Genomic DNA, 14,187 nt, shown 5'->3' with positions numbered 1-14,187 from the left:
CCGGTTCTTGTTACGGATCATTCATGCCACGCCAAGCCCGCATAGACGCCCCGGGGGCATTGCACCACATCATTTGCCGCGGTATCAACCGGCAGAGGATTTTTTCTGAAGATGGCGACTACACGCTTTTTACGGAGCGATTGGGTACTTTAATCATAGAGTCGCATACCCGCTGTTTTGCCTGGGCATTGATGACCAATCATTTTCACCTGCTGCTCAGAACCGGCAATGTATCGATTTCAGATCTGATGAAAAGACTGCTCACCTATTACGCGGTCCATTACAACCGGCGTCACCGCAGGGTCGGGCATTTATTCCAGAACCGGTTTAAATCCATTTTGTGCCAGCAAGGCCCCTATCTGCTGGAGTTGGTACGCTATATTCATTTAAACCCCTTGCGGGCTCAAATTGTTGCCGATTATCCGTCGCTGGCCAGATATCCTCACTGCGGGCATGGCGCAATTTTAGGTCTTCAAGAGAACGACTGGCACGATACGCAATATGTTTTGGGCCTGTTTGGTTCAAATGCAGCCGATGCCAAAGGAAGGTATCGTGAGTTTGTTCGCAAAGGGATCGGCATGGGCAAGCGCCCTGATCTGACCGGGGGTGGGTTGCTGCGAAGCCAAGGCGGGTGGGCTGGATTAAAGGTCAACCGGCGTGCCGGTGATTATCAAAAGGGGGATGAGCGCATCCTGGGAGATGGCGACTTTGTCAACGAGGTGCTGGCACAAGCCCAGGAACGGATGGAAAACAGATTTCGACTTGCTGCTGAAGGTTACGATTTTGAAAAGCTTTTAAGGCGCGTATCTCAGATAACGCAAATAACGCCCCAACAGATGCTGGACGCCCAAAGGGATAGAGCTAGGACAAATGCCAGGAGCATACTTTGCTACTGGGCCACTGATCAACTTGGCATCACACAGAACCGGCTATCGGATATATTCAAACTGACCCAATCGGCAATCAGCCATGCGGTTCGTCGTGGAAGAGAATTGGTGGAGAAGAATGGTTATGTGATGCGGCAGGATTAGTAAACTGATTCATAAATTAATGTCCGTCCCCCTTTCCGTCCAGCTTGCGCCCCCGGTCCAGCACGATGGTTCGGTCGTGGAGCGCTTCCAGGTCTGGATGGGAACGGAAGGTGATGGTCACCAGGGTGGCGTCGGGCAGTTCGCGCCGCAGCATTTCGAGGATCAGCCGCTGGCCCTTGGGGTCGAAGGCGTCGGTCGCCTCTTCCATGAAGATCCAGGCCGGCCGCTGGAGCAGAACGCGGGCGAAGCCGACCCGCTGCCGGGCGCGGCGGGACAGGACCTGTTCCCAGTCGTCCCGGTCGTCGAGGCGCGGGAGGAGCCAGGCGATGCCGGCCTGCGCCATGGCATGGCTGATGTCGGCGTCGGTGAAGTCTTCCGGAGGACACGGGTAGCAAAGCACCGCCCGCAGGGTCTCTTCGGGCAGGAACGGATGCTGGGGAACGAACAGCAGGCCGCCGTCGCCCGGCAGGGCCACTCTGCCACCGCCCAGGGGCCAGAGCCCGCCGATCGCCTTGAACAGGCTCCCCGTCACCACCGGATGGCCGGTGATCAGTACCCGTTCGCCGCGGCGAATTTCGGTGTTGAAGCGATCGAGCAGGATCTCTCCCGAGGGATCGGCGATGGAAAGATCCTGGATGGTCAGCATCGGGCGGTCCGATCGTTCGATGACGATGCGCGCTGCGTCCGGCGCTATGTCGCCGGCATCCAGGCGCCGGATGGCTTCGTCGAGGGACAGCACGCGCTCGGCCGAGGCGCGGCAGCGGGCGATTTCGCCGATATTGTCCACCGGCCAGGAGAGCGCGCCGGTCAGGCGCTGAAACGCCTGGGCGGCCTGCATCAGCACACCGAGGGTCATGGCGCCGGCGATGTACTGCGGGGCGGCGATCAGGATCGGGAAGACCGGCAGCAGCGCCCCGTAGGCCGTTCCGAACGACACCAACCCCAGGTAGGCGAACGACTGCCGGTTCCATTCGCGCACCACCTGGCCAAAGCGCGCTGTCGAGCCGATCCGCTCCATGGGCTCGCCGCGCATCAGCGCGATAGCCTCCGTGTTCTCCCTGGCCCGTGACAGGCCGAAGCGGAAGGTGGCTTCGGCCGTCTGCAGCGCGTTGGTGGACCGCACCAGGGGCCGGCTGAGGATCCAGCCCAGGCCGCTGCCGAGCGCCGCGTAGACGAAGGCCAGGGGCACCATGTAACCCGGCACCTTGACGGTGGTGCCCGGCACGGCCATGGATCCCGACACCGACCAGAGGATGTCGGCGAACAGGCCCAGGATCAACAGCGAGAAAACGAGCGTGTGGCCGAGCGCGATGGCGCTTTCGGTGGCGATGCGGATGTCTTCGGCGATGCGCTGATCGGGGTTGTCGTGCTCGCCGGCCGTGAACAGCAGGCGGTAGTGGCGACCATCCTCCATCCAGCGTCCCATGAGCTGGTCGGTCAGCCAGGCCCGCCAGTCGAGCTGGAGCCAGCGCTTGACCAGCAGGTGCGCGCCGGTGACCACGATGGAGATGGCGAAGATCAGCGCGAAAACCGCCACCTGGATCAGCACGCCGCGCACCGAGCGCTGCTCCAGGGCGTCGAAGAGCGCCCGATTCCAGTAGTTGCCCCACACGGTGAGCCCGACCTGGGCCACGGTCAGCAGGAAGAGCGACAGGGTCGCGGCGCGGATTTTCGCGCGCCGCTCGCATTTCCAATAGGGTCCGGCCAGGCGGAACACCTGGCGGAGAAAATGACGGTGCTTTACGGGAACGGTGCCGGGCGAGACGGCCGGTGCCGGCTGGGGTGTCGATGGGCTCGTGGATGGCGTCATGATGGCTGGCCTGATCCCTGACGATAGGGCAGCGCGCGCCCGTCGGCCTGGAACAGGTAGAGCCGGGCCGGGTCGATGCCCACGGCGATCTCGTCGCCGGCCTTGAGGCGCCGGTCGGCGTGCAGGCGGGCCACCAGCCGCGTGCCGTCGCGCAGATCGAGGTAGACCATCTGTTCCCGGCCGAGCAGTTCGGTGAGCGCGACCCGGCCGTGCAGGCGCCGATCTTCTTCTACCAATTGCGGATCGACCATGTCTTCGGGCCGCAGGCCGAGGTAAGCCACCCGTTCGGCGTCGGCGGCGGTCAGGTCGAATCGTGTTTCCGTTCCTTTGCCCAGGACGATGCGCTCGCCGGCCACGATAAGGACCGGTCCGCCGCCGGCCGGTTCCCTGCGGGCCGCGATCAGGTTCATGCTCGGCGAGCCGATGAAGCCGGCCACGAAGGTGTTGACCGGCCGCTCGAAGAGCTTCTGGGGCGTATCGACTTGCTGCAGCAGGCCGTCCTTGAAGACCGCCACGCGGTCGCCCATGGTCATGGCCTCGACCTGGTCATGGGTGACATAGACCGTGGTGGTGCCGGTGCGCCGCTGCAGCGCGGCGATCTCGGCGCGCATCTGCACGCGCAGCTTGGCGTCCAGGTTGGAGAGCGGTTCGTCCATGAGGAAGGCCACCGGGTCGCGCACCAGGGCGCGCGCCATGGCCACCCGCTGCCGCTGCCCGCCCGAAAGGAGGCCCGGCTTGCGCTGCAGCAGGGGCTCGAGTTCGAGCATGCGGGCCACCTCCAGGGCGCGTGCCTTCACCTCGGCGGCCGGCCGTCTGGCCATGCGCAGGGGAAACTCGATGTTGCCCTGCACGGTCTTGTGCGGGTAGAGGGCGTAGCTCTGGAAGACCATGGCGATGTTGCGCGCCCGCGGGTGCAGATCGTTGACCCGTTGGCCGGAGATGAGCAGATCGCCGCTGCTGATCGTCTCCAGGCCGGCGAGCATGCGCAGGGTGGTGGACTTGCCGCAGCCCGACGGGCCGACCATGACCAGAAACTCGCCGTCCGCGATGGACAGGTCGAGCCGGTGAACGGCCTGGAAGCCGTTGGGGTAGATTTTGTTCACGCCGCGAAACGCGATTTCCGCCATGGATTACCCTTTCACTGCGCCTTTGGTGAGTCCGGCGATGAATTCTTTCTGCAGCAGGAAGAAGAGCGCGACCACGGGCAGCACGGCCAGCAGGGTGCCGGCCATCATGGCGCCGTAGTCGGCCTCGTAGACGCCGATCATCTGGTTGAGGCCGATGGGCAGGGTGAAGCGGTCGCTGCTCTGCAGGATGATCTGGGGCCAGAGAAAACTGTTCCATGTGCCCATGAAGGCGATCAGGCAGAAGGCGCCCACGATGGGCCGGCTGACCGGCATCACCACGTGCCAGAAGATCTGGAATTCGTTGCAGCCGTCGATGCGGGCGGCCTGGAGCATCTCGTCGGGCACCGACAGCATGGATTGGCGGAAGAGGAACATGCCGAAGACATTGACCATGCCCGGCACGATCAGCCCGAGGTGGCTGTCGATGAGACCCATATGGTAGATCAGCTCGTACATGGGCGCCAGCAGCACGGGGCCGGGGATCATCATGGTGGCCAGCATGACCCCCATGACGGTTTTCTTGCCGGCGAAGTCGTACTTGGCCAGGGCGAATCCGCCCAGGGAAGAGAAGAAGAGCTGAAGGATGACCGTCGCGCCGGCCACGAAAAAGCTGTTCATCATGAAGCGCAGGAACGGCATCTGGGTGAAGAGGCTGGTGAAGTTGGCCAGGGTCAGGCGATCCACCGGCGGCAGGACCGGGTAGACGTGGAAGTCGGCGTTCGCCTTGAAAGCCGAGGCCGCCAGCCAGGCGATGGGCACCAGGCACAGCAGGGCGAAGAGCACCAGGAGCGTGTATACCACCATCCGCCGCATCTCAGCGCGCCTCCTTTCCCGTACCGGTGATGCGCAGCTGCACCAGCGCCAGGAGCAGCACCATGAGCGCCAGGGTCCAGCCGATGGCGGCCGCGTAGCCGAGGTCCCCGCCCAGAAACCCGTTCTGGTAGAGGTACATGACGATGGTCAGGCCGGCCTGGTCGGGCCCCGAGCTGTTGCCAAGCAGTAAAAAGGCGAGTTCGAAGAGTTGGAACGATCCGATGGTCGAGAGCACCACCACGAAGATCAGCACCGGCCGGATGCCGGGCAGGGTCACGTGCCGGAACTGGGCCCAGCGGCCGGCCCCGTCGATGGTGGCGGCCTCGTAAAGTTCGCCGTCCACCGCTTGCAGGGCGGCCAGGAAATACACCATGTTGAAGCCGGTGTAGAGCCACAGGGCCACCATGATGAGCGCCGGCATGACCAGGCCCGGCGTGGAGAGCCAGCGGGTGGTCGAGGGCAGGCCGAACAGGGCGTGCAGGGCGGCGTTGAGCAGACCGAACCTGGGGGCCAGAATGAGCATGAACAGCAGGGCCGAGAAGACCAAACCCATCAGGTTGGGCGAAAAAAAGATGAAGCGGAAGACATTGCGGCCGCGGATGTCGGCGCGGTTGAGGAGCAGGGCCAGCCCCAGGCTGAGGGGCAGTTGCAGAAGGACGCTGCCCAGGGCGAAGGTGGCGGTGTTGCGGACCGCGGTCCAGAAATCGGGGTCCTGCAGAAGATGCAGGTAGTTGTCCAGGCCGACGAAATGCTGGGCCTCGGGACCCGAGGTGATGTAGAAAGAGAGCATCACGCTGCGGACGATGGGATAGGCCCCGAAGATCAGGAAGCTGAGGACGAAGGGCGCCAGGAAGAGATAGGGCGCGGTGCGGGCGGTGCGCAGCGGCATGGTCACTCCTCGGCATCCCAATCGGGCTCGCGGGCCATCTGCCGGCGCACGTAGTCCGCGGCCGACGTCAGGCGTTGACGGACGTAGGCCTCGAAGCCGTCGGCCCCGTGGGAGCGGTAACGGCTGTAGCAGGAGACGATGGCCTCGTTGAGTTTGGCCTGGGCCGAGGGCAGAAATCCGCTGGAGTAAAAGGGCGGCACCTCGTCGGCCACGGCGATGAATTGCTCGCCCAGGGCCTGGCCGCTCCAATAGGGCCGCGGTTCGTGATAGGCCGGGTCGCTCCAGGCCCGGCGGTCCGGGGTGAGGATGTTGGTGGTGCGGAACAGCCGTCCGTGCTGTTCGGGCGAGCCGTAATAGATCGACTTGGCGAACCGCCAGGCCAGCTCGGGGTCTTTGGCCGCGCGGGCGATGCCGAGCATGGTGCCGCCCATCTGGCTGGTGCGCAGGCCGCCCGGTACGGGCGCGGGCAGGGGCGCCACCCGCAGCTTGCCGTGCAGCTCTTTGGCAAAGGTCTGTATCTGCGACGAGCGCCAGTCCGGACAGAGCGCGGCGATGTAGTACCCTTCGATGAAACCGCGGTAAAACGAGGGATCCCAGTTGCCGAGCGACTCCGCCACCTTGCGGTCACCCGATTCGGCGACCAGGGGAATCATCCAGGTCATGGTGGCCACCGCGATGTCGTCGTCCATGCGCAGCCGGCCGTCGGGGCCGAAGATGCCGCCGCCGCGCTGCATCAGGAAGATCTGGAAGGCCCAGGCGTCGCCATATTCGATCTGCAGCAGGTAGCGCTCGTCGGGAACGAGCAGGCCGCGCAGTTCGCGGAAGTAGTCGTCCCAGGTGGCCAGGTCTTCCATGCGCAGGCCGCGCCGGGCCAGGTAGGGATCGATGATGTCGGCGCGATAGGCCAGCAGGACCGGGTGGATGTCGTGGGGCACGCCGAAAACGGCCCCCCGGTCGGTGTAGGCGGCCAGGGCATGGGCCGGCACCCGGTCGAGGATGGCGTCCCGCTCCAGGTAGGGTTTGAGATCGAGAAAGCCGACCTTGTCCAGCGGCCCGCGGAAAAAGCCGCCGGCCGCGCTCTTCTCGATTTCGACCAGATCGGGCACGTTCACCGCGGCCCAGAGGGCCGAGCGGAGCTTCTGGTTGACCGCATTGTAGTTGATCAGCTGCACATCCACCGTCCGGTCCGTATCGGCCGCGAAGCTCCCGGCCGCCGCCTGGTAGGCATCGGCATGAAGGGCGCCGAAGACCCACATGGTCAGGTCGGCCCGTTGGCCGGGAACCGGATGAACAAGCAGATAGAGACCGGCGATCAGGCCCGTGGCGGCGATGAGCAGGGGCGCCAGGCCCACCGGCAGTTCATCCAGCCAACGCCGGAGGCGCCCCGGTGCGGTATCGACCGCCTGTGCCTGCATGCCCCCTCCCGGGTTCGCCGGGCCTGATGATGTCATGGTTTGCCCTGCTCAATCGAAGTGCGCCGGCAGCCATCCCAGTTCCACGCACTCGCGGAAACACCACTCGGGCGTGGTTTCGGTGCGATAGCTCCAGAAGAACCATCCGTGGAACTGCTCGAAAGCCAGCAGCTGCGCGGCGGCGTAGGCGCGGTAGGCCACATCCGTCTGGAACGGGTCCAGGTGCTCGAGGGCGTGGTTGTACGGCCCTTCGGCCCAGAGCGACACCACCTGGAGATTGAGCCCCAGGCTCCATTCGCCCACGATGGCCGGCAGGCCCAATTCCCGCTGCATCTCTTCGCCCTCGCGGCGCCACAAGTTGCCCGCCTTATCGAGATGGCCGTGGATGTCCATATCCAGATCTTCGCGCTGGAAGCATTGGTATCGGTGCACGTCGTAGATGACGTGTTCGTGCCGGGGCGGCTGCATGAAGCCCAGGTATTCGCGGTGGGTGCGGAAGCCGTCGTGGAAGACCACCGCCCCCCGCTCCGGCGGGTAGTGCGCCCGGATGGCATCGTAGGCGCGCCGGTAGTAATCCTCGAGCAGCGGCGTGGGCACGTCCCAGCGCGGCTCGTTGAGCATCTGGATCCCGTAAAGGGCCGATGATCCGCCATAACGTTCGGCCAGCCGACCGAGCACATCGACCGAGTGGGCCAGGTAGTCTTCCCGGGTGTGCCATTCGCAGACGTTCAGGATGCCGCCGTTGTCGAAGCCGTTCTGGCAGCCCGGGGCCGCGTGGAGGTCCAGGATCACCCAAAGGCCGAACTGCTCGGCCCAGCCCATGGCGAGGTCCAGCACGTCGATGCCGCCCTCCACAAAGGGATGGGGATCGGCGCCATACTTGGGGTGATACGGGTACGGCGGGCCGAAGATCCAGTGCCCTAAAGGGATGCGCACCGCGTTGATGCCAACGTCGGCCAGCCAGGCAAAATCGTCGCGCGTGATGAAGTTTTCCCAGTGATGGCGAAGCCTTGCCGGTGCGTCGCGGCCCAGTTCCGCGCACCAGGTGGTCTCGTCCGTGGCGGCGAGCCCTTGGAACAGGCTCGGCGTCATCCATTTTTCCAGCACCAGCCAGCCGCCGAGGTTGACACCACGAAGGCGGGTGGCTGGCATGACGGCAACGTGATCGGGCATAGCTGCCTCTCGCAGTCTCATCGGGACCGATGTTAACCCCTAAAGCGGTTTTGCCGATGAACAACAACCGGCTTTGGGTGGCGATACACGGCGGAAGGTGTGTCGGGGTCCGGCCGCCCCGGAATGGGGGAACCCTGCTTTTCCCCGTCACGGTCAGGCGCGTAACACCCTCTGTGAAGGGTTGTCAACAGTGAAAATTGGCCCGGTCAGACCCGTTGGGTAATGGAAAAAAGGGGCGCCTTCATATCGATTTTTCATCCCACTTCCCCTCGCGTCTCAGGCGGCCGATGATATCATCGGCCATTTCGGCCAACTTCAGCTTATCGACCTTGGCGCTGCGCGTCAGGGGGAACGCCTTGTCGTGGGGCCAGATTTCGATATGCTGCGGGCGCTTGTAGGCGGCGATGGATTTGCAATGGTCCATGATCTGGTCGGCCGTCAGCTGCGACCCTTCCTTCAGGCGCACGAAGGCGAGGATCCCCTCGTCGAACACGGCATGCTTGGCGCCGATCACATCCACCATGTCCACGCCTTCGAGCCCGGCGATGTGCGCTTCCACCTCGTTGGGGAAGACATTGTATCCCTTCTGCTTGATCACGAACTTGCGCCGGCCGGACAGGTACAATGCTTTGTAGCTTCCCATCTCCTTGAAATAGCCGAGGTCACCGGTGTAGAGAATCCCCTCCTTGGAAATCGCCTTGGCGGTCTCTTCCGGCTGGTTGAAGTATCCCTGGAACACGATCGGCGGGTGGTAACAGATCTCGCCGGTTTCACCGGTGGGCATCTCCTCGCCGGCACGACCGTCCGCGGTCATGGGGCGGCGGATGGTGACTTCCGCCAGATCGGGAAAGGCCCGGCCCACCTGTCCGGCCATCTCCTCCACCGAAATACCCGGGGGCGTGAAGGTGGCAAAACCGGCATTTTCCGTCATCCCGATGCCGGTTCCGAAGCGGGGCGCCATGGCGGCGAGCCTCGTCAGGAAGGGCGTGTCGCCGGCCGCGCCGGCATAGGCCACATACTGCAGGCTGGAAAGATCGTAGGCGGCATAGTTCGGGTGGTTCCAGAGCATGCGGAACTGGGTGGGGATCTGCCCCAGCAGGGTCACCTTGTGCTTCTGGATCGCGGCCAGGGTCGCCTCCACGTCGAATATCCGCAACAAGACCGCCGTTCCGCCTTTAAAGAAGGTCGTCATCATCGTTTCGGTCACACAACCGACATGGCTGGGGGGAAGATTCACCAGCGTGACATACGCCGGACCGTTGCCGGTGTCGGGCAGGCCGATGCCCCTCTCCAGAATCTGGTTTTGAACGATGATGTTTTCGTGACAGAGCATAGCCGGTTTGGGCTCGCCCGTTGTGCCGGTGGTATAAATGATCAGGGCCGGGGTATGGGTATCGATTTGCGCGTAGGCCCTCTTCAGGCGCTTGAGGAACAGATCGGCAAGCTTCAGCCGGACGAGCCGCCCCTTCTTCATCATGTCGGTGATGCCGATGGCCCCATCGATGATCTCGCCGGGTTTCGGGTCGGGTGTGAATTGCACCAGATGCGCGACGCCGGGGCAGGCGGCCTTCACCGCTCGGCCGATGTCACGAAAATCGGTGACCGGCGTGTTCCCCAGAAAAAAGAAGGCCTTTGGCGCGATTTTGTTGATGTCGCGGACAACCTCCTCCTTTTTCAACCTCAAGTCCAACGGGGCGATCATCGCACCGATCTTGAAACAGGCATACATCAACATGACGTGTTCGGGTACCAGCACCAGTTGGGTGGCCACCCGGTCGCCTTTCCCGATACCCATGTCCAGCAGTCGAAGCGCAAAAAAATCGATGAGGCTTCTGAATTTTTTATACGAGACCGTTTTGCCGTCCTCATGCTGGATCATGGCGGCCTGGTCCGGCCGGTTTTCGGACCAGTAGTCGATGTAGGCGTTCAACAGCGGAAGCCTCTGCATTGCGTTCACGGGACCCTCCTATCGATGGAGTTGGATGTGGCCATGGCTGATCGCACGCCGGCCCTGGCTGTTCAGCACGTGGAAGAACACATGGGAATTCCGGTCGCGGTCTGCCTGCAGGAGGATCGTGTCACCCGGCAGAACCATTCCGGTGAAGCGGCATGAAACCGATGCGAGCCGATGCGGATCGGCCGCCGCTTCCCGATTCACGATCTCTTTTACGCAAAGCGCCAGTGTCGCGGTCCCCTGGAGAATGATACCGGGCAGGCCGACCTGCCGGGCAAAATGTCGGGAGGTATGAATCGGAAAATGGATTCGGGTGCAGCCGTCGTACAGATAGGGCAATAAAGGGTCTACGGGAATGGACGCTTCCCATGAAAAGGGCGGCGCGGCCTTTGCCGCCGGTGTCGACGGGACCCCGTCCGCCCCCCTGCCCGGATCGGTACAGGTGACGCCGCGCATCAACGCGCCGATATATTCCGTAAAGACGGGCTTGCCGTGGGCGTCGCAAGCCGCCAGGCGCGTGATCATGTGCGTGCCGGATCGGTGGGGGATGATGGCCGCTATATCCCCTTTGATCGTCAGTCGATCGCCGGGCACCATCAATCGATGCAGGACCAGATGCTCGCTGTAATGGACCTGGGTCGCCAGAATTTCACGGGGGAACGCTTCCCATTCCATATACGCATCTATTTTTTCCAGAATGGGCCAGGTCACGGCGACGCTGTACATGGGGTGGGCGACGACCCCCGTCTCGCATTCATCGTCAAAATAGAGCGGATTGCCGTCCGCGATGCAGGCGGCGAAATTCATCGTATCGCGCTGAAAAACCGTCATTTGATAGCTCTTCAAGCGCTTGCCGACGTGATGGGATCCAACATTCATTTGTTTACGAATCCATTCAATATGAAGAGCCTTCTATGCTGTTGCGCCGCGGGCCAGAATCTCTCTCATGGTCGTGGAAAGCATCGCTACATCATAGGGTTTGTGCAGGAGTTCGAGACACCCGTTCCTGAGCAATTCCTCTGTTTGGTCAGACGGACCGAAACCGCTGGAGAGCACGACGTTGACCTGTGGATCGATTTCCTTGAACTGGTAGTAAAGATCCCGGCCGCTGATATTGGGCATGACAAGATCCAGCACGACCAGGTCGATGGTTTTCCAGTGCTGTTCGAACAGGGTGATGGCGGTGGACCCGTCGGACGCCTTCAAGACCTTGTAGCCCATCTGCGCCAGCAAGGCGGCACTGGGTTCAAGAACCGACGACTCATCATCGACCAGCAATAGGGTCCCTCTTCCCATAACCTGTTGCGGCGGGTCTTTTGAAACAGGGCACGCCGCAGTGGGCGGTTGAGCCGGCAGGTATATGGAAAACGTCGCCCCACGATCGATTTCGGATTCGAGGTGGATTTCTCCTTTATGATTTTTCACGATGCCATACACGGTGGAGAGGCCCAAACCGGTGCCCTGCCCCAATCCCTTGGTGGTAAAAAAAGGTTCGAAAATGCGATCTTGAATCTCTTCGGGGATGCCCGTGCCGGTGTCGGACACGCGTATCCGGACATAGGTCGAGTCTTTGGGCAGTGTGGGTTTGCCCTGGATTTCAAAGCCGTTGAGGCAGCAGGTGTGGATATGGACATGGCCGCCGTTGGGCATGGCATCGGCGGCATTCAACAACAGATTCAACAAGACCTGCTCAATTTGCCCCTGATCCGCTTTTATGGCTGGAATGTCTTCAGACAGATGCTGATGGATCTGGATGTGCTTTTTGGTGGCCGAGAGGGTGTCGGCGGCCTCCCTGACCAGTTGATTCAAATTCACGGTGCTCATTTTGGGCTTCCCGCCCCGGGCGTAATCCAGCAGTTGATGGGTCAGTTTGGCGCCGCTTTGGACCAGGCTGACGATTTTTTCCAGATGTCGAGATGCGTTTGTCGACGGGGGCAGCTCTTTCAATGACAGGGATGCGCTGCCGTGGATGCCCATGAGCAGGTTGTTGAAATTGTGCGCGATCCCTCCGGACAGGGTGCCGATGGCTTCCATCTTCTGGGCGCTGCGCAGTTGCTCCTCCATCAACTTTTGTACGGTGACATCTCTCAGAAAATTGAGCACCGCCGGTTTTTCTTCCCAGTTGATCAGCACGGAATTCAGGTCCACGTCCCTCACCGCCCCTTCTCTGTTCAAGATTCGGAAGGCGGCGCGGTCGGGGAGCCCCTCGCCGCGCAGGCGCAGTTCCAAACGATGTTCGATCATCGGCCGGTCGTCCGGGTGGATGAATTCCCAGAACGGGATCTCGGCGATGCGCTCCCAATCATATCCCAGGATCTCCGACGCGCTGGGGTTCATGAACTTGATATAGTCGTCCTGGATGACGAAGATGGCATCTTTCGAGTTTTGAACCAGTATCCGGTACTTTTCTTCGGAATGCCGAAGCGCCTTTTCGATCTCCTTGCGGTCCGTAATATCCACGAGGATGCCCTGAACGCCCACGACGGCGCCGCTGCGCACGATGGGACGGGCGCTGGTTCGAGCCCATTTGATGTCGCCCGTTTTGGTGATCATCCGGTATTCCGTGGCCTGTTGGCCGCCGGCCAGAATGTTTAAAAACTGGTCCATTCGGCCCGGCAGATCGTCGGGATGCACGAACTCGATAAAGTTTCTGCCGATCACTTCACGCGGTTCAAATCCCGACACTTGTTGGATATTGGGGCTGACATAGGTGACCACGGCATGGACATCGGTGGTGTAAACGATATCGTTTAAATTCTCCACCAGCGCGCGATAGTTCTCTTCCTGCTTTGCAGTTGGGGTTGCAGGCATCTCCTGCGCCGGCACCGGCACGGAGGTCACCAGCCAGCACGCCTCGCCGTCGTATCGAAAAGGATGGGCCTGGGCGTCTATGCAAACCTGCCGGCCGTCACTGGTGTCGAGGCGGATCGTCCCCTCGTCTATCATGCGAATACGGAGGGGGGGGTGGTCGTCCGGTTCTAAGGACGAATTGCGGCGGTCGCCATTTTCGTCTGTGATTCCTGAGTTTTCAGGGACTTGGAAATCCTTGCAAAAGCGGCTGTTCGCCAGCACCATCCGACGATCGGTCACGCGGAACAGGGCGACGGGATAGGGGAGGGCTTGGATAAGATCGAGATAATTGACGGCAAGCTGTCGGTATCGTTCCGCCGATCTCATGCCACCATCTCCGGTGGAGTTTTTTCGCCAAAAATCATCTGGATATGCATGCCGGGTTTCTATCATCAAGGGCTATCGGATTTCAATCCTTCAATTTGGGTCGGTTCGATCCCGCTCAAGGGAATCGATGGGTCAGCTTTTTGAACATTTGCCTGATTTTTTGAGCATTTTCAGCCATAAATATCGTCAGTTCTTCCAGGACGTACTCGTCCACAGCGATCCCGCCCGTTTCGATGAGATCGGCGAGTTCGGCGGCGGCATCGATCATCTGATCGTATGCGTCGGCTTCCTGTTTGGTAATCGACGGCATGGGCACCGACTATTTATTTTTCGCCGGGTTTTGGGCCGGGTTTTCGGCCGGGTCTTTTTTTGTCCTCGTCGGTCGACGGCGCTGCGTGGGGTTCAGGTTTGGCGGTCCCACCGGCAGCCGGTTTGATTGGTTTGATGCCTTTTAAAATCCGGTTCACTTCGGGAGCGTTCTTGGCCAGGTGAATGGCGATCGCATCGATGGTCTCGGCATCGATGGCGACGCCGAGATCGCCCTGTTTGATAAAGGCCGCCAGGTTCTCGGCGGCATCGAGCATGTTGTCGTACGCTTCGGCCAGTTTTTTATCTTCAAACACCTGGTCGAGTTCGATGCCATGGCGGACGATGATATATCGGGTGATAACGGCCATTGTCTCAAATCCTCCTTTTTGTCATAAGTGCCGTGCCGATCGTTCGAGTCCCGGTGTAGTCCAAGCGGAGCTTGAATACAACCTTGACGACGCCGTAAACCGTTCAATATCTGAGTTGCGCTCC

At 61.6% G+C, this 14,187-nt stretch carries 12 protein-coding genes; 1 reads left to right on the top strand and 11 read right to left on the bottom strand.

Features of this window, described 5'->3' with window-relative positions; translation table 11 throughout:
- The first annotated feature begins 23 nt into the window (after window positions 1-23).
- A complete protein-coding gene (locus tag DFT_RS24030) occupies window positions 24-1,031 on the top strand; it encodes a transposase (protein WP_054034203.1) in 1,008 nt (335 codons plus the stop codon).
- Between the two features lie 16 nt (window positions 1,032-1,047).
- Here the strand turns inward: DFT_RS24030 and DFT_RS24025 are convergent, their stop codons facing one another.
- The 11 genes from DFT_RS24025 to DFT_RS23975 all read right to left on the bottom strand — a co-directional run bounded on the left by DFT_RS24025 (window position 1,048) and on the right by DFT_RS23975 (window position 14,063).
- Window positions 1,048-2,841: an ABC transporter ATP-binding protein/permease gene (locus DFT_RS24025; protein WP_083453745.1), complete on the bottom strand. Its 1,794-nt coding sequence runs from the start codon at window positions 2,839-2,841 to the stop codon at window positions 1,048-1,050.
- Complete coding sequence (locus tag DFT_RS24020; protein WP_054034201.1) at window positions 2,838-3,968, bottom strand: ABC transporter ATP-binding protein; 1,131 nt, start codon at window positions 3,966-3,968, stop codon at window positions 2,838-2,840. Before DFT_RS24020 ends, DFT_RS24025 begins: the two co-directional genes overlap by 4 nt.
- Before the next feature lie 3 nt (window positions 3,969-3,971).
- The gene (locus DFT_RS24015; RefSeq protein WP_054034199.1) at window positions 3,972-4,781 is read right to left on the bottom strand and encodes a carbohydrate ABC transporter permease; all 810 of its coding nucleotides are present in this window, start codon (window positions 4,779-4,781) and stop codon (window positions 3,972-3,974) included.
- A 1-nt stretch (window position 4,782) separates the two neighbouring features.
- Window positions 4,783-5,670, bottom strand: coding sequence for a carbohydrate ABC transporter permease (locus DFT_RS24010; protein WP_054034197.1), 888 nt, complete (start codon window positions 5,668-5,670; stop codon window positions 4,783-4,785).
- 2 nt (window positions 5,671-5,672) lie between these two features.
- The gene (locus DFT_RS24005; protein ID WP_054034195.1) at window positions 5,673-7,085 is read right to left on the bottom strand and encodes an ABC transporter substrate-binding protein; all 1,413 of its coding nucleotides are present in this window, start codon (window positions 7,083-7,085) and stop codon (window positions 5,673-5,675) included.
- A 48-nt stretch (window positions 7,086-7,133) separates the two neighbouring features.
- A complete protein-coding gene (locus tag DFT_RS24000; protein ID WP_200907137.1) occupies window positions 7,134-8,255 on the bottom strand; it encodes a glycoside hydrolase family 5 protein in 1,122 nt (373 codons plus the stop codon).
- Window positions 8,256-8,496: 241 nt separating this feature from the next.
- Window positions 8,497-10,203, bottom strand: a complete 1,707-nt coding sequence (locus DFT_RS23995; protein WP_076750876.1) for a class I adenylate-forming enzyme family protein — start codon at window positions 10,201-10,203, stop codon at window positions 8,497-8,499.
- Between the two features lie 18 nt (window positions 10,204-10,221).
- Entirely contained in the window at window positions 10,222-11,088 is an 867-nt protein-coding gene (locus DFT_RS23990) for a MaoC/PaaZ C-terminal domain-containing protein (RefSeq protein WP_054034191.1), read from the bottom strand.
- A 33-nt stretch (window positions 11,089-11,121) separates the two neighbouring features.
- Window positions 11,122-13,386, bottom strand: coding sequence for a PAS domain S-box protein (locus DFT_RS23985; protein WP_161807244.1), 2,265 nt, complete (start codon window positions 13,384-13,386; stop codon window positions 11,122-11,124).
- Between the two features lie 115 nt (window positions 13,387-13,501).
- Window positions 13,502-13,696 carry a YebG family protein gene (locus tag DFT_RS23980; protein WP_054034189.1) on the bottom strand — a complete coding sequence of 65 codons (195 nt, stop codon included), beginning with the start codon at window positions 13,694-13,696 and terminating at the stop codon, window positions 13,502-13,504.
- A 13-nt stretch (window positions 13,697-13,709) separates the two neighbouring features.
- Window positions 13,710-14,063, bottom strand: a complete 354-nt coding sequence (locus DFT_RS23975; protein ID WP_054034187.1) for a YebG family protein — start codon at window positions 14,061-14,063, stop codon at window positions 13,710-13,712.
- Between the last annotated feature and the right edge of the window lie 124 nt (window positions 14,064-14,187).

It is taken from the genome of Desulfatitalea tepidiphila (assembly GCF_001293685.1).
Taxonomy (GTDB): Bacteria; Desulfobacterota; Desulfobacteria; order Desulfobacterales; family Desulfosarcinaceae; genus Desulfatitalea; species Desulfatitalea tepidiphila.
This window is presented reverse-complemented; position numbering and strand designations above follow the sequence as displayed.

Bases quoted from the DNA above. Each gene is read 5' to 3' on its own strand.
- DFT_RS24020 (WP_054034201.1), bottom strand. From the start codon at position 3,968: ATGGCGGAAATCGCGTTTCGCGGCGTGAACAAAATCTACCCCAACGGC.
- DFT_RS24010 (WP_054034197.1), bottom strand. From the start codon at position 5,670: ATGCCGCTGCGCACCGCCCGCACCGCGCCCTATCTCTTCCTGGCGCCC.
- DFT_RS24025 (WP_083453745.1), bottom strand. From the start codon at position 2,841: ATGACGCCATCCACGAGCCCATCGACACCCCAGCCGGCACCGGCCGTC.
- DFT_RS24030 (WP_054034203.1), top strand. From the start codon at position 24: ATGCCACGCCAAGCCCGCATAGACGCCCCGGGGGCATTGCACCACATC.
- DFT_RS23995 (WP_076750876.1), bottom strand. From the start codon at position 10,203: ATGCAGAGGCTTCCGCTGTTGAACGCCTACATCGACTACTGGTCCGAA.
- DFT_RS24000 (WP_200907137.1), bottom strand. From the start codon at position 8,255: ATGCCCGATCACGTTGCCGTCATGCCAGCCACCCGCCTTCGTGGTGTC.
- DFT_RS23985 (WP_161807244.1), bottom strand. From the start codon at position 13,386: ATGAGATCGGCGGAACGATACCGACAGCTTGCCGTCAATTATCTCGAT.
- DFT_RS24005 (WP_054034195.1), bottom strand. From the start codon at position 7,085: ATGCAGGCACAGGCGGTCGATACCGCACCGGGGCGCCTCCGGCGTTGG.
- DFT_RS24015 (WP_054034199.1), bottom strand. From the start codon at position 4,781: ATGCGGCGGATGGTGGTATACACGCTCCTGGTGCTCTTCGCCCTGCTG.
- DFT_RS23975 (WP_054034187.1), bottom strand. From the start codon at position 14,063: ATGGCCGTTATCACCCGATATATCATCGTCCGCCATGGCATCGAACTC.
- DFT_RS23980 (WP_054034189.1), bottom strand. From the start codon at position 13,696: ATGCCGTCGATTACCAAACAGGAAGCCGACGCATACGATCAGATGATC.
- DFT_RS23990 (WP_054034191.1), bottom strand. From the start codon at position 11,088: ATGAATGTTGGATCCCATCACGTCGGCAAGCGCTTGAAGAGCTATCAA.